This window comes from Brevibacterium sp. UBA7493 (assembly GCF_002479565.1).
In the GTDB taxonomy this organism is placed as follows: domain Bacteria; phylum Actinomycetota; class Actinomycetes; order Actinomycetales; family Brevibacteriaceae; genus Brevibacterium; species Brevibacterium luteolum.
Window position 1 is genome coordinate 15,144 of sequence record NZ_DLOD01000018.1, and the last position, 24,061, is coordinate 39,204.

At 63.7% G+C, this 24,061-nt stretch carries 15 protein-coding genes; 10 read left to right on the plus strand and 5 right to left on the minus strand.

The features are described from left to right. Nucleotides 1-19 precede the first annotated feature (19 nt). Entirely contained in the window at nt 20-6,868 is a 6,849-nt protein-coding gene (locus B4E96_RS11500; RefSeq protein ID WP_286957660.1) for a DEAD/DEAH box helicase, read from the plus strand. Then, the gene (locus B4E96_RS11505; protein WP_286957661.1) at nt 6,868-9,372 is read left to right on the plus strand and encodes a UvrD-helicase domain-containing protein; all 2,505 of its coding nucleotides are present in this window, start codon (nt 6,868-6,870) and stop codon (nt 9,370-9,372) included. The genes B4E96_RS11500 and B4E96_RS11505 overlap by 1 nt, the downstream gene beginning before the upstream one ends. A gap of 54 nt (nt 9,373-9,426) precedes the next feature. Here B4E96_RS11505 and B4E96_RS11510 read toward each other — a convergent pair whose 3' ends face one another. From B4E96_RS11510 to B4E96_RS11520, 3 genes are read right to left on the minus strand one after another with little or no spacing between them, the layout of a single operon-like run. Next, the gene (locus B4E96_RS11510; RefSeq protein ID WP_286957663.1) at nt 9,427-10,053 is read right to left on the minus strand and encodes a pyroglutamyl-peptidase I; all 627 of its coding nucleotides are present in this window, start codon (nt 10,051-10,053) and stop codon (nt 9,427-9,429) included. Nucleotides 10,054-10,088: 35 nt separating this feature from the next. After that, entirely contained in the window at nt 10,089-10,358 is a 270-nt protein-coding gene (locus B4E96_RS11515) for a hypothetical protein (protein WP_286957664.1), read from the minus strand. Then, complete coding sequence (locus B4E96_RS11520) at nt 10,355-11,941, minus strand: acyl-CoA carboxylase subunit beta (protein ID WP_286957666.1); 1,587 nt, start codon at nt 11,939-11,941, stop codon at nt 10,355-10,357. The genes B4E96_RS11515 and B4E96_RS11520 overlap by 4 nt, the downstream gene beginning before the upstream one ends. Before the next feature lie 63 nt (nt 11,942-12,004). Between B4E96_RS11520 and B4E96_RS11525 the strand changes: the two genes are divergently transcribed. From B4E96_RS11525 to B4E96_RS11545, 5 genes are all read left to right on the plus strand, one after another. Next, nucleotides 12,005-12,853 (plus strand): biotin--[acetyl-CoA-carboxylase] ligase, encoded by an 849-nt coding sequence (locus B4E96_RS11525; RefSeq protein WP_286957667.1) that lies wholly within the window; start codon nt 12,005-12,007, stop codon nt 12,851-12,853. Then, on the plus strand, nt 12,850-14,085 hold the full coding sequence (locus B4E96_RS11530) for an adenylate/guanylate cyclase domain-containing protein (RefSeq protein WP_286957668.1): 1,236 nt from the start codon (nt 12,850-12,852) through the stop codon (nt 14,083-14,085). Before B4E96_RS11525 ends, B4E96_RS11530 begins: the two co-directional genes overlap by 4 nt. A 174-nt stretch (nt 14,086-14,259) precedes the next feature. Next, a complete protein-coding gene (locus B4E96_RS11535) occupies nt 14,260-15,099 on the plus strand; it encodes a hypothetical protein (RefSeq protein WP_286957669.1) in 840 nt (279 codons plus the stop codon). A gap of 326 nt (nt 15,100-15,425) precedes the next feature. After that, complete coding sequence (locus B4E96_RS11540) at nt 15,426-15,707, plus strand: type II toxin-antitoxin system Phd/YefM family antitoxin (protein WP_286957670.1); 282 nt, start codon at nt 15,426-15,428, stop codon at nt 15,705-15,707. Then, nucleotides 15,704-16,099 carry a type II toxin-antitoxin system VapC family toxin gene (locus tag B4E96_RS11545; protein WP_286957671.1) on the plus strand — a complete coding sequence of 132 codons (396 nt, stop codon included), beginning with the start codon at nt 15,704-15,706 and terminating at the stop codon, nt 16,097-16,099. Before B4E96_RS11540 ends, B4E96_RS11545 begins: the two co-directional genes overlap by 4 nt. Before the next feature lie 5 nt (nt 16,100-16,104). Here B4E96_RS11545 and B4E96_RS11550 read toward each other — a convergent pair whose 3' ends face one another. Then, nucleotides 16,105-18,717, minus strand: coding sequence for a DNA gyrase/topoisomerase IV subunit A (locus B4E96_RS11550; protein ID WP_286957672.1), 2,613 nt, complete (start codon nt 18,715-18,717; stop codon nt 16,105-16,107). 85 nt (nt 18,718-18,802) lie between these two features. Then, a complete protein-coding gene (locus B4E96_RS11555; RefSeq protein ID WP_286957673.1) occupies nt 18,803-21,484 on the minus strand; it encodes a GNAT family N-acetyltransferase in 2,682 nt (893 codons plus the stop codon). 79 nt (nt 21,485-21,563) lie between these two features. Here B4E96_RS11555 and B4E96_RS11560 point away from each other — a divergent pair, with 79 nt between their 5' ends. From B4E96_RS11560 to B4E96_RS11570, 3 genes are all read left to right on the plus strand, one after another. Beyond that, nucleotides 21,564-22,166: a DUF5998 family protein gene (locus tag B4E96_RS11560; protein ID WP_286957674.1), complete on the plus strand. Its 603-nt coding sequence runs from the start codon at nt 21,564-21,566 to the stop codon at nt 22,164-22,166. A 2-nt stretch (nt 22,167-22,168) separates the two neighbouring features. Further along, the gene (locus tag B4E96_RS11565) at nt 22,169-23,317 is read left to right on the plus strand and encodes an alkaline phosphatase family protein (protein WP_286957676.1); all 1,149 of its coding nucleotides are present in this window, start codon (nt 22,169-22,171) and stop codon (nt 23,315-23,317) included. A gap of 79 nt (nt 23,318-23,396) precedes the next feature. Continuing rightward, nucleotides 23,397-24,017, plus strand: coding sequence for a hypothetical protein (locus tag B4E96_RS11570; RefSeq protein ID WP_286957678.1), 621 nt, complete (start codon nt 23,397-23,399; stop codon nt 24,015-24,017). The last annotated feature ends 44 nt before the right edge of the window (nt 24,018-24,061 follow it).

The following is a 24,061-nucleotide window of genomic DNA, read 5'->3' on the forward strand; positions in this document are numbered from 1 at the left end:
AGGAGAGGAAGGAGGCGTCATGTCGCAGGTGGGCCTACTGCCGACTTTTCAGGCAGCCAGCATCCGGCGCAGTCTGAGCGAATACCTCACGACGACGTTCTCCCTTGCTGATCGAGCTGCCCAACAGGCTCTTGACGACTTCCTCACCGACCCGTCATCGGGCATCTTCACCGGACCTTTCGTGCGCACCCGCACACCTTTCAAACCGGTGGCAGATGCGCAGAACGCACTCGACATTGTGCCCGGCAAGTACCGCCCGTACGGCCACCAGGCTGAGGCTTTCCGCCGTCTGAGCTCCAAAGGCCTTGATCCAGCGGAGCGGCCGAAGCCCACCATCGTGACGACAGGAACCGGGTCCGGCAAGACTGAGGCGTTCCTATACCCGATCCTCGACCACATCCGCCGTGAGAGGCGGGCAGGGCAGAGCGGGATGAGTGCGCTCATCCTCTATCCGATGAATGCCCTCGCTCTCGACCAGGCGCAGCGGCTTTCCCAGATGCTCGTCGAAGACCCCCAGTTCGCTGGAATCAGAGCCGGCCTCTATGTCGGTGACAGCGGCGATTCGGGCCGGTCAATGGTGACCGCTGATGGACTCATCACCGACCGTGAGACGCTGCGGGCAGAGCCACCGGACATTCTGCTGACCAACTACAAGATGCTCGACAGGCTCCTCCTCAGACCCGCAGACCAGGGCATCTTCGACGCAAGTGCACTCAGCCTCCAATACCTTGTGCTCGACGAGTTCCACACGTACGACGGGGCGCAGGGAACCGACGTCGCGATGCTGCTGCGCCGCCTTGGCGCGGCACTCAAGCGACGATGGCCCGAGTCCCACCCCAAACTCACTGACGAGCATCGCACTCGGCCGCTTGGCAGGATCACGCCTGTCGGCACGTCGGCAACCTTGGGAGATGAGGGGGATCCGACGGCGCTGATTGAGTTTGCTGACGCAGTCTTCGGTGAGCGGATCGGTACCGATGCTGTCGTAACGGAGTCGCGCTATACCGTCGAAGAGTGGACTCGGCTGACTTTCGACCCGCTCAGTGAACCGCACCCTGATCTGATCCCCGGGTTCTCCGTGGACGATCTCGCCTATCAGGACATTGAGTCGATACCGCCCGATGACGCGGTCCACTTCATCTTCGACAGCAGCGAGACCTCCTTGAACACGATTGGCCGAACCGCTGTCACACTCCTGACCACGCCGGACAGATGGCCTGAACTCAGCGCCGCCGTGGCGGAAAGCGATTTCGAACCGCAGCTGATGGCCAAGTTGCTCCGCCACCATCCGTCAATCCAACAGTTGGCTGCGCTGACGGTCCACGCCCAGCCGATGCACGCGCTCGCGGATCGTCTGATGACAACAGCCGACTACCTCAGCGCAGTGCTGGCGCTGCTTTCGCACGTGCGCGCGCAGACGGGGCGGGATGCCCTGACGATCGACGTCCACATGTGGGTCCGTGAACTTACGCGGATCGACCGCGTGGCAGGAGGGAAGATCGCCTTTCGGTGGTCAGACGACACCGTCACAGATGCCGATGCTGAAGCCACTGAAGACTGGGCTGACAACGAGCACCGCGGAAGCTTCCCTGCAGTCTTCTGCCGAAACTGCGGCCGTTCAGGATGGGCAGTGCTTCTCAGCCCCGACGGGCACGGACTCGACCATCCGGATAGGGACCGGAAGATCAGAGCTTCGCGGTTTGAGAACGATGAACGGTACCGCGTGCTTCTGTCAGCAGAGGGTGAGGCTGATTCGTTTGCGAACTCGTCGCCGGATATACCAGTCAAACACCCATTTCTCCATGATTTCCGGGTTCGTCAGCGTGACCTGACACCTCCTGACGACGCTTTCGGACCCGGTGAGATCAACCCAGATCTTGAAGACGAGATTGCTCGTGGCGACCATCTCCCTGTCCTGGCTGATCTGACAGCTGACGGTGGAACACGTGGGCTCAACGACGTATGCCCGGCATGCGGCGAACGCGACTCGATCCGATTTCTCGGCGCTGCAATCGCCACACTTCTGTCGGTGAGTCTTTCGACGCTTTTCAGCGATTCCCAGCTGCCGCCCGATGAGAAGAAGTCACTGGTCTTCACCGACTCCGTACAAGACGCAGCACACCGCGCCGGCTTCATCGAGGCACGATCCCACACGTTCACATCCCGATCCGCACTCGCAGCGGCCGCGGCTGAAGGACCGACGCTGAACGACGTCGCTGATGTCATGCTCCGGCAAGCCGGCGATGACCCGAACCTGCGCTACCGGCTTCTCGCTCCAGAGCTGACAACTGACCGATTTCCTGGTGTTCAGAGATGGTGGAGGAACGAAGGTCCACCGTTGACTGGCAAATCTCGAGAGGGCAGCTCGAAGGAGGCCATGACCATCGTTCGACGCCGGCTGGCATTCGACGCTGCCTTGGAGTTCGGCCTGCAGAACCGGGTCGGTCGTACGCTCGAACTGACGGGCACCTCAGAAGCGTATGTCGAGCTGCCACCCGCCGATGACCTTGCGTCCCTGACAGAATCTCTGTTCGTCGACAGCGAGGATCAGCAGGTAGGGGTCCTTCCAACGGAAACAGAGCGCATCGCGTGGGTGCGAGGCGTGGCAGAGCATCTTCGGATGCGCGGAGCGATCCACCACGAATGGCTGGAACAGTACGTTGCAGAAGCTGGTCGTCGGTACCGAATATGGGGAGGACGCAACCGTGGGCAGGGAATGCCTGCCTTTCCTGCAGGGCGAGCAGCGCCTGCGTTCGCCTACACCGGCCCCAGCCCCTCATACGATACCTCGTTTGAGAAGGTCAGCGACGCGCAAGGGTGGTTCGCCCGATACGGAGCAAAGAGCCTAGGCGTGAGCCGACAGCATGCCGCTGTCCTGACGTTCAACCTGCTCAAGGCTCTTGCTCTTCACGAAGGCGGCACAGCTGGCCCAGTGAGGGTGACTGCGGTGCTGAATCGGCAAGGAACAGCGTTCGGCCTCGAACCGGCACGCGTGCGCCTTGCGAAAAGCGAAGGCGCGACAGTGCTGGCCTGCAGTGTGTGCCAGACTGACTTTCCTATGGGGGAGTGCGCTCGCAGCGAACTGACCGGAACTCCCTGCATGCTCGTCACCTGCACCGGCAAGCTCTTTCCACAAGAAGTCGCAGACAACTTCTACCGGCGGCTCTACACCGGCGACGACCAGCTGCGCATCGTCGCTCGTGAGCATTCGTCGATTCTCGATTCGAAGGCTCGCAAGGAAGTCGAAGACGGCTTCAAACGAGGAGGCTCTGATCCCTCAGCCGCCAATGTCCTCGTCGCCACTCCGACGCTGGAGATGGGCATCGACATCGGCGATCTGTCGTGTGTCATGCTGTCGTCCCTGCCGCCAACAGTCGCCAGCTACGTGCAACGTGTCGGACGAGCGGGCAGACAGACGGGCAATGCGCTGCTGCTTGCGTTCGTGCATGGTTACGGCCGGCAGCGGCCGATGCTGGAGAACCCGCTTGCGACAATTGATGGAGCGGTGCGGCCACCGGCTACATTTCTCGACGCGGTGGAGATCATCCGCCGCCAGTACATCGCCTTTCTGTTCGACATTCTCGCCGGCGAGTCCGCCCGCCCTGGCACGGATGAGCTGACAACTGTGTCTGTTGCTGCTGCAGAAGGCGACTATCCAGCTAACGCCTCGGCTCTCTTCCGTCCAGAGGTAGGACAGAGCACGCTGCTTAACTCCGTCATCGACCTGGGCGAAACCAAGCACGCTGAGCTGTTGGAACAGTTCCTTGAGGCGTTCGGCGAGCACATCGACCTAGCAGCTGAGGAACTCCGTGACTGGGCTGCACCTCGCGGCAACACGAGTGGCATTCGGGAAGACGTCTATCGAGCTCACCGTGCCTACAAGGCGCGGGAGGAAGCACTGGGCCGCCGACTCAGTGAGATTCAGCCCGAGCTCGATCGTCTCGCCACACTGGACGAGAACCACGAGCTGGCAGAGGACGACGAAGATGACCTGCGCCAGCTTCGCTCAGCCTGGCGAGCGACGACGAACGCGCTCGCTGAGATGCGCAGAGTCGATTGGGTCAGTGCACTTGAAAGCGCACAGCTGCTGCCGAACTACACACTGATCGACGATTCAGTGCAACTCGATGTTCTTGCTCGCTGGCGAGAGGACATCGCCGACGAGTGGCAGGAAAAAGCCATCACCTTTGAGCGTGGCGCCAGCACCGCACTGCGAGACTTTGCACCTGGCGCCGTCTACTACGGAAGTGGTCTGCAGATCCGCATCGACGCCCTCGATCTGGGAGTGCAGAACGAGGACATTCATACCATCGCCTTCTGCCCCGAGTGCGGATACGTTCATACCTCGCACGACGATGTTCATGGCACCGAAGCCCCAACGACGTGCCCGCGCTGCGGCGCACGCGGGATCAGCGATCGCGGACAGCGTATTCAAGCTGTGCGCTTCCGCCGGGCGATGGCCATGGTCAACAGGGACGAAGCCGGTATCTCGGACCGCGAAGACGACCGTGCCAGACGGATGTTCTCCCTCGTCCGGACCGCCGATATCGATCCGGCACAGATCTCCGAGCAGTGGTTCACCGACGGTTACGATTTCGGTGTCACCTACCTGCGGCAGGTGACGATTACAACGGTGAACCTCGGGACGCAGCGGCGCGCTCGCAGTCTGCAGATCGCGGGAGCGCAGCGGACAGCGAGCCTGTTCACAGTCTGCGCTGCATGCGGTGTGCTGGATCGAACGCTCGGAAGCAACAGTCGGAAAGATCATCGACCATGGTGTCATCTGCGAGATGCAGCGGAAGAGAAGACCGAAAGCGTGGCACTCACGCATGAGCTCCGGACACAGGGTGCGTTGCTGCGGCTCCCCTACGATCTGGTCACCGGTGATGAGCTTATGCTTCCGAGCTTCCAAGCTGCATTGCGGTTGGGGTTGCGTGAGTCTCTCGGCGGAAACCCACAGCACATCGACCTGCTTGAAACCCGCCAACCGCTGGAGTCTGGTCAGACTGCACCAGCGGTGCTCGTGCACGACACAGTGCCGGGCGGAACTGGGTATCTGGCTGACCTGTGCCGTCCTCAGAAGCTGTGGGACATCCTCGCATCTGCGCTGACGATCGTCCGGAGCTGTACGTGCCGGGGGAAGCAGATCGCCTGTGCCAGTTGCCTTCTGCCATACGCCGCCTACGGCTCGGAGGATCGCGTCTCTCGCCAGTCGGCGGAGAACACACTTCGAGCCCTCCTGCATGGCGGGCCGGCTGCTCCGGACGGCGACCTGATCGACGACTCCGCTGCGATGCAGTGGAAGCCGACTGACGTTCCACCACCATCTCCCACACCGGAAAGCGCACTCGAATCACAGTTCCTCAACGCCTTCCGGGAACGGTTGGCACATGAGGGCTGCCAGGTCAGCCAGTACGCCTCACCCAATGGATTCACCGAGCTGCGTTTCGCCTCTCCAGCTTCGGATCTCAGATGGCGTCTGCTCCCGCAGGAGCTGATCGGAGATACGCGACCCGACTATCTGCTGCGGTGCACCCACCCGCACGTGCCAGCTCTGGCAATCTATGTTGACGGATTCACCTATCACGCCACGTCCGGGCACAACCGGGTCGCCGATGATGCCCGCAAGCGTGCTGGTCTCAAGCTCGGCGGCATTCCAGCGATCGCTGTCTCCGTTGAGGACATCCGAGCCGGACAGCTGACGCGGACGGTCGACAGCACGGTAGACGAAGCCGCTGCCAGCCGCGAGTTCGGAACGCGCAGCGGGGTCGCCGGAGACTGGATGAGTCAGATTCCGCTCGACAGACTTTCCAGAATCCGCAGCATGCAGGACGTCACACTGCCTGATGCGGCATCTGAACTCTTTGTCAACCCCTTCGAACTCATCTTGGCGTGGGCTCGGATGATCGACGACACGTCCGCAACGGGGCGTGGCAGGATGAGCGCGGGATTCGCTGCGTCGAGTCCCGCTGCACAGGCACCGGTGGCAGTCGAGGCTGCTGCGATTCAGGCATTTGCTGCTTCCGGACTGCCAATGGCGCTCGCTATGAACAATGCGCAGTGGTCGACCGAACATGTCCTTGTCGAACCGGGCACGTCTCTGAGCGAACAGCTCGCTGATGAACTGACGGGGGAGCAGCCCTTCACCCGTCTGACGAAAAATGTTCTGCCTGACTCACAGCGAGCTGTTCTGCACATCCGGGATTCGCTGGGGATCGTCATCGTCCCAGGAGTCTCTATCAGAGCTGCACTGGTCATTGACGATCGCAGCAGCGAAATCACCGCCGACAGTTTCCGTTCGTCGTGGCTGAGATGGCAGCATCTGGGGTCACTGCTCAACCTGGCTCGCGAGACCGCGGACGTGGCCGTCTCCTCCGTCGAAGCCGAGGCCGAAATGCGCAGACACACGGTAGCGCCGCCGACCGATGAGGGAACTGAGCGAATCTACGACATCCATGTACCACGCGGCTCCGACGCCGACGGGAGCATCAAGGTTCGGTGGCAGGAACTGGCCGATGACGAGAACCTGCTCGACGACGAGCGGGAACTCGTCACGCACCTGGCCGCAATGGGTGTCAGCGTCATACCCGAGATCGGCTATGAGGATCCGGCGGAGGGCTGGACCATCGACCTGGCGTGGCCAGAGCCCCGGATCGCCGTCGTCATCGAGCCGGACGCGGAACTGCAGGATGCGATTGCCGCCGGTGGGTGGACCCTTGTCGCCGTCAGCCAGAACTCCGTTGCGGCTGGTGCTGCAGCTATCGAGACTGCGCTGAGAGAAGCAACTGCCCAGGGCAGGCGGACGGACACAGAAACTGATTCCCCATACGCAGCGGACAGGCACCCCACTGACGAGAAGGACAGCTGATGGCGCAAGCACAAGTGATCATCCATACAGGCGTGAAGAACGCCGATCAATCGATGCGCAAGAAGACGCTGGACTTCGTGCTCAAAGTTCAGGAAGATGACTCGCTGCCGGGCCTCGACATCAAGCGGCCAAAGGGCGCGGCAGACCCGAATGTGAGAACAGGGCGTGTCGACGACAGCTTGCGCGCAGTCATGTTTCGACTGACATCGTCGAACAACGCGCGCAAACACTACGTGCTCATCGGTGTGTACCAACACGATGACGCGTACAAGAAGGCGGAGCGCCTATCGCTCAAGGTCAATCCGATCAACGGAGTGACCGAACTTGTCGAGGCATCCATGCCCGATGTTGCCAACATGGAGTATGTCCAGGCTGCAGAACCACAGGTGAAGGGTCGTAGCGACAGCGAGGCACAACAGCCAGCAGCCGCTGATGCTGAACCTGCGTTGGCTGAAACGGAGACTCCACCACGAGCTGAATCGGGCCAGGTCGTCCCAGAGGTGGGCGAACGTCACGTCGGTCGGACTCTCACCAAACTCGGCGCTGAAGAAATGACCGCCAGGCTTGGTCTCTCAGCTGAGCTGGTCACAGAGGCAGTCAAGCAGGTGACCGTCAATGAGCTGCTTGACCTGCTCAGCAGAGGGAACATTCCCGAGTGGCAGTCAGATGCCCTCATGGACCTCGCATCAGGCTCAAGCATCAACGATGTTGCGCTCAAACTTGGAATCCGCGAAGAGACCGATGAGGAGCGCGCAGGACTCGGTCTTGAGACTGATCCTGCAGAACCGTCAGATGCCGAACCGGAGCAGCAGGCGGATGCCGACGCCAGCGCGGATGCATCGGCAGATGCGATCATCAAGGGTCTCGACACTGACGCTGCTCGGCTCAGCTTCGCGTTCGTCGAAGGAGAAGACGAGCTCAGAGCTGCCATCGAAGGGGGCGACTTCGCTGCATGGCGTGTCTTCCTTCACCCCGAACAGCGCAAGTGGGCCCAGCGCGACTACAACGGGTCCTTCCGCCTGTCCGGTGGAGCCGGTACCGGTAAGACAGTGGTCCTCGTGCATCGTGCCGTGCGGTTGCAGCGAGAGGCGCTGTCAAAGCACCTTCCCAGCCCGCGGATCATACTGACGACCTTCACAAAGAACCTGGCTGATGAGCTCAAGACGCAGATCAAGACGCTGGCTCCCACGGCTGTCCTTGCCGACAGGCCAGGCGGCGCAGGTATCTATGTCGCCGGAATCGACAGCCTGGCGTCGCATGTCGTCGATGGTGCATCGCAGGAGGAGCTGCGGACTGCGACGACAGCAGTGCTCGGCCGGGCACGGGCGAACATCCGCTCCAGGACAGCCAACGCGGCCTGGAATGACGCGATTATGAACACAGGGGTGACACTGCCCGACCGCGGTGACGGGAGCGCGTTCGTCCGCTCCGAATATGAGCTCGTCGTGCTGCCGAACCTCATCACCGACAAAGCTGAATACCTGCGGGTGCGGCGTCCGAACCGAGGAGTGCGGTTGTCCCGCGGACAGCGGGCAGATGTATGGGAAGTCGTCGAAGCATACCGATCGACTGCCAACATCGAAGACTCCGTTGATTTCGAAGAGACGCGACACATTGCCGCCGAGATCCTCCGGGGCCGGTCTGCAGCCATCGACCAGCCTGGAACCAGCGACAGCGAGCGATCTGCAAGCTACATGGCTGATCACGTGCTCGTTGATGAAGGGCAGGACCTCAGCGTCGGGCATCTTCGGCTGCTCCGCTCGATGGTGCGAACCGGCAGAAACGACATCTTCATCGCTGAGGATTCTCACCAGCGAATCTACGGACATGGGCTCGTCCTGTCCCATTTCGGCATCAGAATCCAAGGGCGCGCACGGCGGCTGACCTTGAACTATCGGACAACCGAGCAGATTCTCCGGTTCGCACTCGCCGTCCTGGACGGTGTCCCTCTTGACGGCGAAGACAACTCGTATGCTGATATGGAGGGCCGAGTCGAATCGCGACTCGGCTATTACTCCTTGCGAACTGGACCGAACCCGCAGCTCTGTCCCCACGACCGGGAGAGTGAGGAATTCGACACGATCGCAGCAATCATGCGGACATGGCTTGAGCAGTGCGAAGGGGACTCGCAACTGAAACCCGAGCAGCTGGCGGTTCTCACACGGTCGAGCCATCGACGCGATGCTGTCGTGCGCGGATTGGCCGAACGTGGAGTCGACGTCCGCGCTGTCACGAGCGGGCGGGCCGCGCGAGGCAAGCCTGTGGTGCTCACAATGCACCGCGCGAAGGGAACTGAATTCCGGAATGTCGTGCTTGCCGGCATCAGCGATCGCGGGATCCCCGCAGCGCTGCGTGCTGAGCGGTTCTCTGACGAAGCCAGTCGCGACGTCGATCAGCGCGAGCGGTCGCTGCTCTATGTCGCCGCTACCCGCGCACGGGATGAACTCGCCATCACCTGGACGGGAGAGGCGAGCCCGTTCATGCCGTCCAGCAGGAAGGCATGACAGTCATCGACTTCGCCCCTGGGCACGTGCGCCTCGGTCAGACCACGCCGTCGGTCAGTCGGTTGCTCCCATCGCGGTAGCAGGTGCCTGACCGCGGTCTGCCAGTACCGACTGCACGGCCAGCACGATCGCGGAGCTGATGACCTCCTGCGCCAGCGACGGCGCTGACTGCTCTTCAGCTTCCGGCCCGGTTGCCGAGGGCACATGGATGAACCCGGTGCGTACGTCGCGGCCTGTTGACAGTGCGTTCTCCGCAGCAGCGTAGGCGACGGCATTGCAGACGTACGTGCCAGCGGTGTTGGAGAGGCTTGCCGGGATGCCCTCATCCCGAAGCGCCTGGACGATCGCCTTGTTCGGCAGGGTGAGGAAGTGTGCGGCCGGACCACCTGCAACGACCGGTTCGTCGATCGGCTGGGCGGTGGCGTTGTCGGGGATCGGAGCATCCATGACATTGATCGCCACACGCTCCGGAGTGATGTCCCTCCGGCCTGCAGCCAGACCCAGACTGATGACGGTGTGCGGCTGGTGCCTGTCCATGAGCTCGCGAATCCGCGCCGTGGCTGCCTCAAACTCAACCGGCAGCACCTCGGTGACGACACCGGGGCATTCGCGCGCCACCGCCTCGGCGGCGGCGATCGTTGGGTTCGTCTTATGCTCGCCGAACGGCTCGAACGCCGTCACGAGCACACCCTCATACGGCAACTGCTCGCAGACCATCAGCGGCGCCGCCAGCTGGCCGGCAGGGGCCGGCGCACTTTGCGCCTCGGATCGGCGAACCCTCCAGCCTTCTTCACCGGCTCTTCGGCGGCGTCACCGGCTAGCTGACGCACAGCCACTAGGGCTGCCGCCACAGCCGCGCGGGCCAGGCGGCGCTCCTCGTCAGCCGACAGCGTCGTGCTGCCGGCCTGCTTGTCGAAGCTGACCTCGATGCCGTCGAGATCCGCGTCGCTGGCCATGATCGGTTTCTCTGCGTGCTCGTCACTCACAGCGGGATGTTCCCGTGCTTCCGAGCCGGCGGATCGACGTGCTTGTTCTTCAGCGCGCGCAGCCCGCGGATGATCCGCTCGCGCGTCTCGCTCGGCTTGATGACCGCGTCGATGTAGCCCTCCTCGGCGGCCTTGTACGGATTCAGCAGCGCATCCTCGTAATCCTGGATGAGCTCATCGCGCAGCGCATCGACGTCCTCGCCGGCCTCACCTGCGGCCTTGAGCTTGCGGCGGTAGACGATGTTGGCAGCCCCCTGGGCGCCCATCACGGCGATCTGGGCGCTCGGCCAGGCGAGGTTGAGGTCAGCACCCAGCTGCTTGGAGCCCATAACGCAGTACGCGCCGCCGTAGGCCTTGCGGGTGATGACGGTGATGAGCGGGACGGTCGCCTCTCCATAGGCGTAGATGAGCTTCGCGCCGCGGCGGATGATGCCGCCGAGCTCCTGGTCGGTGCCGGGCAGGAACCCGGGTACGTCGACGAACGTCAGGATCGGGATGTTGAAGGCATCGCACAGCCGCACAAACCGGGCGGCCTTCTCCGAGGCGTCGATGTCGAGCGTGCCGGCCAGCTGCATCGGCTGATTGGCGATGACACCGACCGTGGTGCCCTCGACGCGTCCGAACCCGGTGCACACATTCGGAGCGAACAGCTCCGAGATCTCCAGGAACTCACCCTCATCGAGCACCCGGGTGACGACATCGAGGATGTCATACGGCTGCGAGGGCGAATCCGGCATGAGCTCATCAAGTGCCAGATCCTCATCATCAACCGTCAGATCGGCCGGAGCGTCGAAGTCCTGGGCATCGTCGAGGTTGTTCTGCGGCAGGAAGGACAGCAGATCGCACACGAAGTTCAGCGCATCGGCCTCATCGGCGGCCAGGTAGTGGGCGTTGCCGGACACCGAGTTGTGGGTCCGTCCACCGCCGAGCTCTTCATGCCCGACGTCCTCACCGGTGACGGTCTTGATGACGTCGGGTCCGGTGATGTACATGTGGCTGGTCCCATCGACCATGATCGTGACATCGGTCAGTGCAGGGGAGTAGACCGCGCCACCCGCAGACGGGCCCATGATGAGCGAGATCTGCGGGATGACACCTGAGGATGCCACGTTCCACTTGAAGATCTCAGCAAACAGCGCAATCGAGCCCACACCTTCCTGAATGCGGGCGCCACCGGAATCGTTGATGCCGATGATCGGGCAGCCGAGCTTGAGCGCAAGCTTCTGCACCTTGACGATCTTGCGGCCATTCGCCTCAGCCAGCGACCCGCCAAGCACCGTGAAGTCGTGGGCGAACACCGCCACGGTGCGTCCGTCGATCGTGCCGAGACCGCAGACCACGCCGTCACCGTCGGGCCGGTTGTTCTCCATCCCGAACTGCGTGTTGTGATGCCGGACGAACTCGTCGATCTCCTGGAACGACCCGTCATCGAGCAGCTGGTCGATGCGCTCGCGGGCAGTCTGCTTGCCTCGCTTGTGCTGGTTGGCGACCGCACGCTCGTTTCCGGCGTGCGCGGCCTGACGACGGGATTCGAACGCGGCGATGCGTTCGGCGGTGGTACGCGGCACAGTGCTTTCGGTCATGGCACTAATGTACCGCCCGCCCCCTGCGTTGTGCGAAGCCGCCAAAAGCCATACAGTGATCTGGTGCACACCGTTCCTTCCCGCCCTTCTTTTGATATCCCTGTCCTGCGATCCGCGCTTGCCCGCGCCGAGGTCACCGTCCCGCGCATCGAGTGGCCTGCCGCCTGCCCGTCGACCAACGATGCGCTCGCCGAGGCGGTTGCCACCGCACCCGAGGAGTGGCCTGACTATGCCGTGTACGGCACCGATCATCAGACCGCCGGCCACGGCCGGCTCGGCCGCACCTGGACCGTCCCGGCTGCTGCCAGCCTGACGTTCTCGACCGTCATGCGGGTGCCCGTGGGGTTCGATTTGGCCGGCCTGGGCTGGCTGCCGCTCATCGCGGGCTGGGCCGTCGCCGAGGCGGTGGGAACCGCCGGTGTGAAAGCGCAGGTGAAATGGCCCAATGACGTACTCGTTGACGGGAAGAAGATCTGCGGGATCCTCACCCGCGCCACCCAGCTGCCGAAGACCGATGAGGCCGAGATGGCCGTCATCCTCGGCATCGGCATCAACGTCGACATGACCGCAGACGAACTCCCGGTCGAGACCGCCACCTCCCTCACGCTGGCCGGCGGGTCGATCTCCCGGGAGCTGCTGCTGACCGAGGTGCTGCGCCGTCTGCACCAGGCGATCCCGTTCCTGCTGGGCTCCTCGACGGCCGAGGCGTTCTCCCAGTCCGTGGCCGCCGATGAGATCCGCAACCGCATGGCCACCCTCGGCATGGATGTCCGCGCTGAGCTTCCCGGTGACACCCAGGTGCGCGGCCGCGCCGTCGGTGTCGATGCCGGCGGCAACCTCATCATCGACACCGGCACCGGCCGCGAGGTGGTCAGCGCCGGCGACGTCACCCACCTGAGGCCCAGCCGATGAGCGAAACGCCCAACGACGACGAGAACCTCGCCTCTGAGGAACTCGGCGACGAGGCGCTCGACGCTGTCGCCGCAGCCGCCCAGGAGGCCTTCGCCGCCCGCCTGGCCGGATCCCGGCCGGTACCCGAGACCGTCGACGAATCGATCGTCGACGAGCGGGAGAAAGCCGAGATCGAGGACACGATCTACCAGCTGCGCTCAGCCGCCCAGAAGCTCGAGGAAAGCCTGCTCGGCGGCAAGCGCGTGCTCACCCGCAAAGAGGTCGCCCAGCTCGCCGGCGTCTCCACGGTTGCGGCCCGTAAGTTCTGGCGCGCCCTCGGTATGTCCCGCGTGCCCGAAGGCCAGACCGCCTTCACCGTTGAGGACGCCAAGGCGCTGCGCGAGATCGCCTCGGTCGTCGATGCTGGTGTGCTCGATGAGGCGACAGTGCTTTCGCTGGCCCGCGCCATCGGTCAGACGAGCGACCGGCTTGTCGTATGGCAGATGGAGACGCTCGTCGAGTATCTGTCCGATACCCGCGGGCTGGAGGAGACACACGCCCGCCAGCAGGCGATCGAGCTGTTCGAGAGCAGTATCGAGCCGCTCGAACGGGTCCTCGTATACGCGTGGCGCCGCAATCTCGCCGGCGCACTCGGGCGCATGAACGTCAATGTCGCAGAAGGCCTGGCGATTGAGAACCGGCAGGGCTGGTACGACTCCCAGATGCCGCTGGCCCGCGCCGTCGGCTTCGTCGACCTCGTCTCCTACACCCGTCTGTCCCAGCGGCTGGAGCCCAAGCAGCTGGCTTTCCTCGTCAAGCGCTTCCAGGACATCGTCTTCAACGTCGTGGCCACCGGCAACGGCCGGGTCATCAAGACCGTCGGCGATGAGGTCTTCTTCGTCGCCGAGACCCCGCAGGCCGGTGCGGAGATCGCGCTGACGATCCGGGACCTCATCATCGACGACAAGGAACTGCCCCAGGCCCGCCTCGGCCTCGCGTGGGGGCGCGTGCTCTCACGGCTCGGCGATGTCTTCGGCTCGACGGTCAACCTCGCTGCCCGCCTCACCGCGATCGGCGAGCCCGGAACCGTCGCAACCGACTGGGAGACCGCCCGCATCCTCGAACGCTCAGGGGAGTACGTCTTCTCCAACCGGCAGACGATCACCCTGCAGGGCCTTGGTGAGATCTCGATGTTCCAGATGGACCGCGGTACCGCCGAAAGCCTCGACCTGTCGATGGACGGGGACGAATAACTGTTCAGCTGTCGAATGACCCTAGAACCGAGCTACATCGACACCCCTGAAACTTCAGAAGCGATACCCCGGCGTGCGCCTTTATGGGGCGTGGAGGGTACTATCTTTGCCCACCATGTATCCCGATTAGCTAGACTCCGGATGCAGTAGATTTCTTCCGTTGCGAGGTTGACGATGAGCGAGTTATTCGGTGGTTATAATTCTTTCTTTCGTCGGGGTTTTGGGTCCCATGACTGCATCTTTGCGGACTCGGTAGGTGTCTGTTTAACCGAGCGTGCTGAGGACCGATTCAAAGAGGCTGTTTACTTTGCGAGCCATATGGAGTCCGGCTATCATGATCCTCAAAAGTTCAGATATGCGCTTGGCGCCTTCCTGTCTGCTTATGCTTCTGTGTCTGAGATAATGAGAAAAGAGCTTGGATTCCACGGCCGCTGGGGTGAATGGAAAGAATACATCAAGGGTGTACCTGAGTCTATTTCCGTGAACGAATATGACCCGGCGCTGACGCGAGCTCGAAATATCAATATCCACCAGAAATCTGTGTTTGCTGGTAGTTACTGCGAAATTGGATTGTATCGAGGTCGTTCGCATAAGCTGAGCCTTGGTAAAGACATAGATTGGGACATTTCAAGTGCTGAACTCATTGATCGATTCTGGGATTCCGACTTCGCAAAACTAATGCTCGATGTAGAGCATTCAGCTTACGGTGAGCAGTACGGCGTCCGGAGAATATATCGAATTCGCCAGATCTCTTCGGATCTACCGGAGTCGGACCGCGGGCTAGATATCGTGCAAATTGTTCGGAGGGCTCTGTTGCGCTTATGCGATCGTATCGGATTTGCTCACACGATGGATGGAGAGAAGGTGGAATTAATGGATGGTGGTGAAGTTGTCAATGATTTTACCTATAATCTTGTTACGATCCTTTTGGAAAGTGACGTGAATCCGGATCTGCCGAAGCGCTGGGGGTGGCCGGACCTTGGTGAAGAATTGTGGCCGGTATCAAATTTCTAATCTGTGACTTGGGTGAGGTATCGTCATTCGTTTCTGCGGTAACTCTCTTCATGCTGTTCGGTGCGAGAGTGAAAGTGTGGTCTTCATCGGCTCGGCGTAATGACCCTGGACCTTAAACGGGTCGTAGTCTCGATCGCCCTGAATCCTCCTCTAAACGACTATTTGCTCTGATAGTGCGGAGCGCATTTCTATCGCGGGCACTGGGATCTTGTGTCTGTGTAAACGATGTCTGCAGCGCTCTGCGCAACGAATGGTGGTCGCGGTTCCCGTCTTGAGGATCAAGAAATGATCACACTCGCCTGTCGCACGCGTGCTACGCTTGGATCATGAGTGTTGCCCAGCCCGAATCCGAAAGCCTGTCTCAGCGCGAACTGCGAAATGAGTCAAGTCGTGTCCTTCGCGAAGTGAGCGAAGGTCACTCGTTCATGCTGACGAATCGCGGAGTCCCGGTCGGTCGTGTCATCCCTTTGGATGCGCCTGCGCCCGGACTTGAGATCACCCGCCCAGCCAAGCGCGTCGGCGGCTGGTCGGACCTCGGTATCAAGCGCAGGCGCAGCCAACGATCTGTGCAGGAGCTCATCAATGAGCAGCGTGAGGATCGGGTGTGAATGCCAGAGTCGTCTACGTTGATACCTCCGCGCTGGCAGCACTCCTGAAGCCTGAGCCGCAAAGCGAATCTTTGGAGCGCTGGCTCGACGAAACTTCGGCGACGCTGGTCTCCAGCAACCTGCTTGAGACTGAGCTCCGTCGCGTCGCCGTCCGCGACGGGCTGAGCCAAACTGATGTGACAGCCCTACTCGACGGAGTGGCCCTCGCTGCGCTCGACCGGGCAGTCTTCCGCAGTGCTGGGTTCCTGCCGATGGAATTGCTGCGAACTCTCGACGCGCTGCATCTTGAGGCCGCTATTCGCCTCGATGCCGACGCCATGCTGACGTACGACCATCGCCTTGCGCTTGCGGCCGAAGCTGCCGGACTGACAGTCATCGCGCCCGGCCGCTGAGCCGCTCAGAACAGCGCGCCGCCCGCATCGTCCTCGTCACTGGAGACGATGACGACAGGGGAATCGTCGTCATCACGAGCCTGAGCGATCTCGTGCTTGCGGCGTTCGAGCTCCTCAGCGCTCAACCCACCGGATGCAGTCTCCTCACTGCCCTCAACCTCGGCAGCGGCAGAACCAGCCGCGCCATAAGCATGCGGAACGGTGCCGATCGCATCGACCTTCGACTCCAGCGGCTGACCGGCGCCATCCCGCCTACCCAGCTCGGCCGGCAGCTTGCGGGCACCACCACCGGAGGCCGCGCCCTGCGGTTCGGGCCCGGCGAAGGCGGTGACGAGCTCGGTCTCGCCCTTGAGGAAGCGATGCGCACGCACACCGGCGGTCGCGCGTCCCTTGGTGGGGAACTCGGCGAGATCCGTGACCTTGACGCTCAGCGCGGTCTCGCCGTAGAAGTTCTCACCCGTCGCGATTGTGACGACGCGGTTCTCCGCCGCGGGATCGACAAGGCTGAAGGCGATGACCGAGGCGTCGGCGGCGACCTTCATGCCGGTGACACCTCCGGCGTTCCAGCCCTGGGCGCGCAGCAGATCGGTGCCGAAGGTCAGCAGCTGGGCGTTCGAGGTGATGAGCACCGCGCGGGCGGCGTCGATGTCGGGCAGCTGGCCGGCGCCGATCACCGTGTCACCGGACTTGAGGTTGATGACATCCCAGGCATCCTTGCCCTTGGCAGGCTCGGCACCGGCAACGCGCTTGATGACCCCGCGGGCGGTGGCGAGGACGAAGTCCTTGGTGATGTCGACGAGCCCGAGCACCTTCTCCCCGGAGTCGAGGGTGACGAACTCACCGACCTTCACACCTCCGGCCAGGCCCGGCCGGGTGGCCTGCGGCGGCAGGGCCGGCAGGGCAACAACGTCGACGGTCAGCAGGCGGCCCTTCGAAGTGATCGCGCCGATGATCCCCCGGGTGGTCGAGGCGACCTGCGAGACGAGCGCGTCATGGGCCAAGCGCTTGCCGCCGGTCGGCAGAGCCGAGCGGTCAGAGGTGCGGGCGATCCGGCCCGAGGTCGAGAGCAGCACCCACGTCGGCGAGTCGGCGACCTGCAGCTCCGGTGAGCCCTTCTTCCGGCCGCGTGCAGTGATCTGCTGATGCGAGCCTTCGACGAGCACGGTGCGGCGCGGGGAGTCGATCTGGTCGGCGACGGCGCCGAGCTCCTCAGAGACGACCTGGCGCAGCTTCGCTTCATCGTCGAGGATCGACTGCAGGTAGTCGATGCGCTTCTTCAGCTCATCCTGCTCCGCCTCAAGTTCGAGTCGGGAGAACTTCGTCAGCCGACGCAGCTGCAGGTCGAGGATATAGGTCGCCTGCACCTCGGAGAGGTCGAAGACGCTCATCAGCCGGGTGCGGGCGATCTGCGCATCATCTGAGGAGCGGATGAGTTCGATGACCTCGTCGATGTCGAGGATCGCGGTCAGCAGTCCCTCGACGAGGTGGAGACGGTCCTTGGCCTTGCCGAGCTGGAAGACCGTGCGCCGGCGGGTGACGTCGATGCGGTGGTCGACGTAGACCTCCAGCAGCGCCTTGAGACCAAGCGTGCGCGGCTGCCCGTCGACGAGGCAGACGCTGTTGATGCCGAAGGAGTCCTCCAGCGGGGTGAGCCGGTAGAGCTCTTCGAGCACCGCATCGGGGTTGAAGCCGTTCTTGATGCCGATGACCAGGCGCAGGCCGTGCTTGCGGTCGGAGAAGTCGTCGATCGAGGCGATACCGGCCAGCTTCTTGTTCCCGACGACGTCCTTGACCTTCTCGATGACCTTCTCCGGGCCGACGAGGTAGGGCAGTTCGGTGACGATGATGCCCTTGCGGCGGGCGGTGATGTTCTCGATCTTCACCGTCGCCCGGGTGCGGAAGGACCCGCGGCCGGTCTCGTAGGCCTCACGCACTCCCGACAGCCCGATGATCCGGCCGCCGGAGGGGAGGTCGGGGCCAGGGACGTACTTCATGAGCTCCGAGAGCTCCGCCTCGGGGTTGTCGATGAGGTGCTGGGCTGCGGCGATGACCTCGCCGGGGTTGTGCGGGGCCATGTTCGTGGCCATGCCGACCGCGATTCCCGAGGCGCCGTTGACGAGCAGGTTCGGAAACGCGCTCGGCAGGACTTCGGGCTGGGTGGTCGAGGAGTCGTAGTTGGGCACGAAGTCGACGACGTCCTCATCGAGGCCGGCGATCATCGTCAGCGCTGCGTCGGTCAGGCGGGCCTCGGTGTAGCGCGGGGCGGCCGGGCCGTCGTCAAGCGAGCCGAAGTTGCCGTGGCCGTCGACGAGCGGGGTGCGCATGACGAAGTCCTGGCTCAGCCGCACGAGTGCGTCGTAGATGGCGACATCGGAGTGCGGGTGCAGCTTGCCCATGACGTCGCCGACGATGCGGGAGCTCTTGACGTGCGGACGGTCCGGGCGCAGGCCCATCTCGCCCATCTGGTAGATGATGCGCCGCTGCACGGGCTTGAGGCCGTCGCGGGCATCTGGCAGTGCCCGGGAGTAGATCACCGAGTAGGCGTACTCGAGGAACGATGTCTCCATCTCCTCGGAGACGTCGATATCGACGACCTGGCCAGCGACCGGCTCTGTCATGGAACTCCTTCGACGGGCGAAACGACAGGCCTATGCTACCGGCAAACCGACGCGAAGCCCGGGATTTCGCCGGGTGCGGAGGTTCTCACCCCATGCTCATGCGCCGGCGCAGCGAATCCATCCGGTCGGCTTCAGCGGCGAGTTCGACTTTGACGGAGAGCAGGTACGCATCGCCTTCGGTCACCGAGATCGGCCGCAGCTCGATCTCACGCACAGCCGGGAACTCCTCGACAAGAGCCGACAGGCGCAGGATGACATCCTCGGCTGGGGCCATGTTCATCACCGGCAGGCCCTTGTAACCGAACAGCCGTGGCGAGGACTTCAGCGAGCGCACCATCTCCCTGGCGTCGACATCGGTCAGCGGTGCGACCCGATGGGCGACATCATCGAGCAGCTCAGTCGTATCCCCGGCCAGGGAGAAGGACACCATCGGCCCGAGCAGCGGATCCTCACCGGCGGAGATGACACACGCGGTGCCGGGCGGGGCCATCGGCTGCACATCGATGCCGTGGTCCTCGTCCTCGTTCAGCAGCGAATCGATGACCTCGGCGATGCCCTGCCAGTCCTCGGCGAGCTCTTCCGGGGTGTCGATGTTCAGCCGCACCCCGCCGAGCTCCATCCGGTGCCGCAGCCGTTTGTGCACGGCTTTGAGCGCGACCGGGTAGCCGAGCTTCTCAGCGGCGGCGATGCCCTCCTCGACGGAGTACGAGGTGATGTAGGGCAGGCATTCGATGCCGTAGTGGGCGAGCAGCTGACGGGAGTCGTCCCGGCTGAGGATGACCCGCTCACCGGCGTCGACGCCGTCGAGGTTGCGTTCGATGATCTTGCGGGCTGCGCGCACATCGAGGTCGTCGAACTCCGGGTAGACGCCGTGATCGGCCTTCTTCCACATCGCATAGTCGGTCGCCCGAGCCAGCGCCCACACAGCATCTTCGGGGCCGATGTAGCTGGGCACCGTGTGCGCGGTCGTGGTGCCCTCACCGTCGTCGATGCGGGCGGTGAGCTCGTCCTGCACCCCGGTGATGCCGAGGAAGCAGGCGACGGTCGTCTTGCCCGAGGCCGCGGCCGTCTCCGCCAGCACGGTGGCGATCTCCCGCTCATCAGCACCGGCCGAGGGGGTGAAGGTGACGACGACGGTGTCGATCGAGCTGTCGGCGTACATGTCCTCCAACTGTCGGCCGAACTCCTCGACGCTGACCTCCGGGTGCATCGACACAGCAGGCGAATCCACCCGCAGCCCTTCGGAGCGGGCGCGCTGGATGATCAGCGTCGAGAGAGCTGCGGAATTGCCGATCACTCCGACCCGCCGGCCGCGCGGTGCCGGCTGGGTCGCGAAGACCTGGGCTGCGTCGAAGAGCTGGTGGATCGTATCGGCGCGGATCACCCCGGCCTGCCCGAGCACCTGGTCGAGTGCCTTGCCCGACAGACTCGACAGACGCACCTGGTGCCCGGGCGGCAGCTCCCGGCCGGTGAGATCGGATTTGATGACGATGACCGGTTTGACCCGGGAGACCCGGCGGGCGATGCGGGAGAACTTGCGCGGATTGCCGATCGACTCCAGATACAGGCCCACCGCCTGCGTCGCCGGGTCCTCCTCCCAGTACTGCAGCATGTCATTGCCCGACAGATCCGCCCGGTTGCCGGCAGACACGAACGTCGAGATCCCCAGCCCGCGGGTCTTCGCCGCAGCCAGGAGCGCGGTGCCGAGCGCCCCGGACTGGCTGAACAGGCCCAAGGTTCCCGCCTCGGGCAGGAACGGGGCGAGCGAGGCGTTGAGCGAGACCTCGGGCGAGGTGTTGGCCACCCCGAACGAGTTCGGACCCACCACCCGCATGCCGTGGGAGCGAGCGGTGGTGACCATCTCGCGCTGCAGCTCCAGGCCGTGCTCGCCGGTCTCAGCGAAACCAGAGGAGATGACGACGCAGGCCTTCACACCGTGGGCGGCGCAGTCGCGGACCACCTGGGCACACGATTCGGCAGGCACGGCGATGATCGCCAGGTCGGCCGGGTCGTCGAGATCATCGAGCGAGCGCACCGCGGGCACACCGGCGACCGCATCGGCTTCGGGGTGGACGACGGAGAGCGTGCCGGTGAAGTCGGCACCGACGAGGTTGCGCAGCAGCAGATTGCCGGTCGAGTTGTGGGTGCGGCTGGCGCCGATGACGACGACTGAGGCCGGGTGCAGGACCTGGCGCACCGAGATCGCTTCAGCGCGGTGCTCACGGGCCTCCTGGACCTGCATCGACTTCTCGGTTGGGTCGATGTCGAAGCGCACGGCGACGACCCCGTCGTCGAACTCACGGGAGACCTCGTAGCCGGCGGCGGCGAAGACCTGCAGCATCTGTCGGTTCTGGGGCAGCACCTCGGCGGTGAAGACGCTGATCCCGCACTCCCGCGCGGCAGCGGCGAGGTGCTCTAAGAAGATCGAGCCGATGCCGCGGCCGTGGTGGGCGTCAGCGATGTTGAACGCGACCTCCGCTGAGGTGTCGTCGAGCCGGTCATAGCGGGCGGTGCCGATGATCTCCTCGCCGATCGTCATGACGAAGGCGACCCGGTCGTGATAGTCGACGTTGACGAACCGGTCGAGGTCTTTGGCCGGGATCACCGGCAGGGGAGCGAAGAAGCGCAGGTAGATGGACTCCGGGGACTGCTTGGAGTGCATCTCCTGCACACCCTCGGCATCCTCCGGCACAATCGGGCGCAGATGAGCCGTGGCTCCATCGCGCAGGACGACATCGGCTTCCCAATACGCTGGATATGCTCCCATGACGCCAGCATAGTGACTCGGCTGCACCCGGTGGTAGTGCCGGTGTGGTGCAGGCCGGGCTGTGGGGCACAATGGGGGCATGCCCACGATCCCGCAATCACTTGCCCACGACCTGCAGTCAGCCGGGTACTATCCGCAGCTGGCCGCTGAGATGCTGAGCGAATCGCTGTTCGGTGAGCCGGTCGTCTCACACCTGGTGCACATGGAGACCCACGTCGACCTCGACGCGATCCACCGCCACCTCACCGCCTTCGCCCTCACTCCGACCCGACTGCTGCTCACCCACATCGACGACGAACCGCAGACCGAGCTCGGCAAGATGCCCCGAGGGCTCACCACCACCGAGGACATCGCGCTCGCCCGCGTGAGCAACGCCCTCATCTCCCGCACTTACGACAATCCAGCCGACTTCGAACCCGGTGAACGCCCCGTCGAGGTCGCCCTCACCTTGGGCTGGGGATCGATGCGCCGCATCGACACGGTGCCCGAATCCTGCGGCGACCCCGACTGCGACGGCGACCACGGCTACTCCGGCTCCAGCTATCCCGAGGACGTCACCCTGCGAGTCTCCGCCCAGGCCGAAGGGCAGGCCGCTGTCGACCAGGCGCTCGACTTCGCCCTCAACCTGCGCCGTCTGGTCTTCGAGGCCCGCCGCAGCGCTGGTCTGCCCGGCGGGCTGTGAGCATGCAGACGCGCCACGCCCCTGACTACCGGAACTCACCGCTGCTCTCCGATGTCATCCCGGCTGCCGCGATCAGCCTCGGGGCCCGGGAGATCCTCGACGATGGAGCTGCTGAGCGGGCGCTGAAGCTCGGTTTCGATGCCGAACCGCGGGTGGTCGTCGTCGCGCTCATCGACGGACTCGGCGCCGAGCTGCTGCGCGCCCGTGCTGCGCACGCCCCGTTCCTGCGCGGACTGCTGCCGGACATGCTCGCTATGAGCGCAGGCTTCCCGTCGACGACGGCGAACTCGCTGTCCTCCCTGGGCACCGGGATGCTGCCCGGCGCCCACGGGGTGGTCGGCTACCAGCTGCTCGACCCGGAACGCGAGATCGTGTTCAACCAGCTGACCTGGGACCCCGAGGTCGATCCCGAGGTGTGGGTCCCCGATGCGACGATGTTCGAACGCCTCGTCAGCGCCGGGGTCGACGTCGTCAGCCTCGGTGAGCCGAAGTTCGCCGGCCGCGGGCTCAACCAGGCATCCCTGCGCGGTGGCCGGTTCCGCGGCTCACGCACGATGAGCCAGCGCGTCGATCACGCGCTCGAAGAGATCCGCCGGCCCGGCAGACGCCTCGTCTACTTCTACTGGGGCAACCTGGACAAGACCGGCCACGTCCACGGCGTCGACTCATGGCATTGGCTCGAAGAGCTCGAAGAGGTCGACGGGCACCTGTCACGACTGGCCAACGGCCTGCCGCATGACGCCCAACTGGCCATCACCGCCGACCACGGCATGGTCGACGTCCCGCATGAGGGCCGCCTCGACCTCGCCGACCATCCGCACCTGCGCGAGGGGCTGCGTGCTGTGGGCGGCGAACCGCGTGCGGTGCACCTCTACGTGCGGCCCGGCGCCTGCGAAACCGTCCACACCGCCTTCGCGGAGGCTCTCGGTAACCGGGCGCTGGTGATGACCCGTGAGCAGGCGATCGCCCGTGGCTTCTTCGGACCCGTGCGCCCGCAGAACCTCCAGCGCATCGGCGATGTCATCGTCGTCTGCGAGGCCGGCACCGGCATCGTCGATTCGGAGCACGACTCACCCTCGGCGCTCGCCCTCATCGGTCACCACGGCGGCATCACCAGCCAGGAGCTGGCGATCCCGCTCTTACGCACGTAAGCCGGCCACCGCCTCGGGCGCGGTCACCCCTTCGTGAGGCTCAGCAGTCGATGTCTGCGGCACGTGCAAGGATCCCCACATGAGCATGATGGAGATCTTAAATGAAGCGGCCATGCCGGTCGGATCTGTGGCCGCCGCAGTTACTGCAGTTGGCGCATGGTGGGGTATTCATCGCACCGCCAGTGACAACCGGGAGAAGGCGCAGCCATTCGTCCTGGCAGAATTCGCGACGGCGCCCCACAGCGACATCAGCATCCAGCTCGTGATCAAGAATGTCGGTGTCACTCCTGCACGGAATGTGCAGGTTACTTTCGATCCCCCGCTTCCACCTGGTGAAGTCGATTCAGCAATCTGGCGGTTGCATGAACGGTACGACGATCCAATCGCAGTCTTGGGCCCTGGACAGCAGTTCAGCAACAACTGGTGGCTGTCGGATTACACCCTCGAAAATCCGTCGTTGCGGAACGTCTATGACCTTCCCCGAGAAACGACCGTCACAATCAAATACAGGGGAATCGGGAAAGGCGTCTTCGAGGAGTCGTTCCCAATTAGCTCTTGGCTGGTCCTTTTGGACTCTTCGCCAGTTGCCTCTGATTCCAAGCTTGGTAGCCTCCGCCGAATTGCGACAACGGCCGGACAGCTAGCTCAACTCGTGCCAGGAGTGCTCAGACGCATCGAACGTGAGGAAGACGCCGACTGACGGTGATCTCGGCGCGACCAATTCGGAGTCTGGAGCCGGCCACC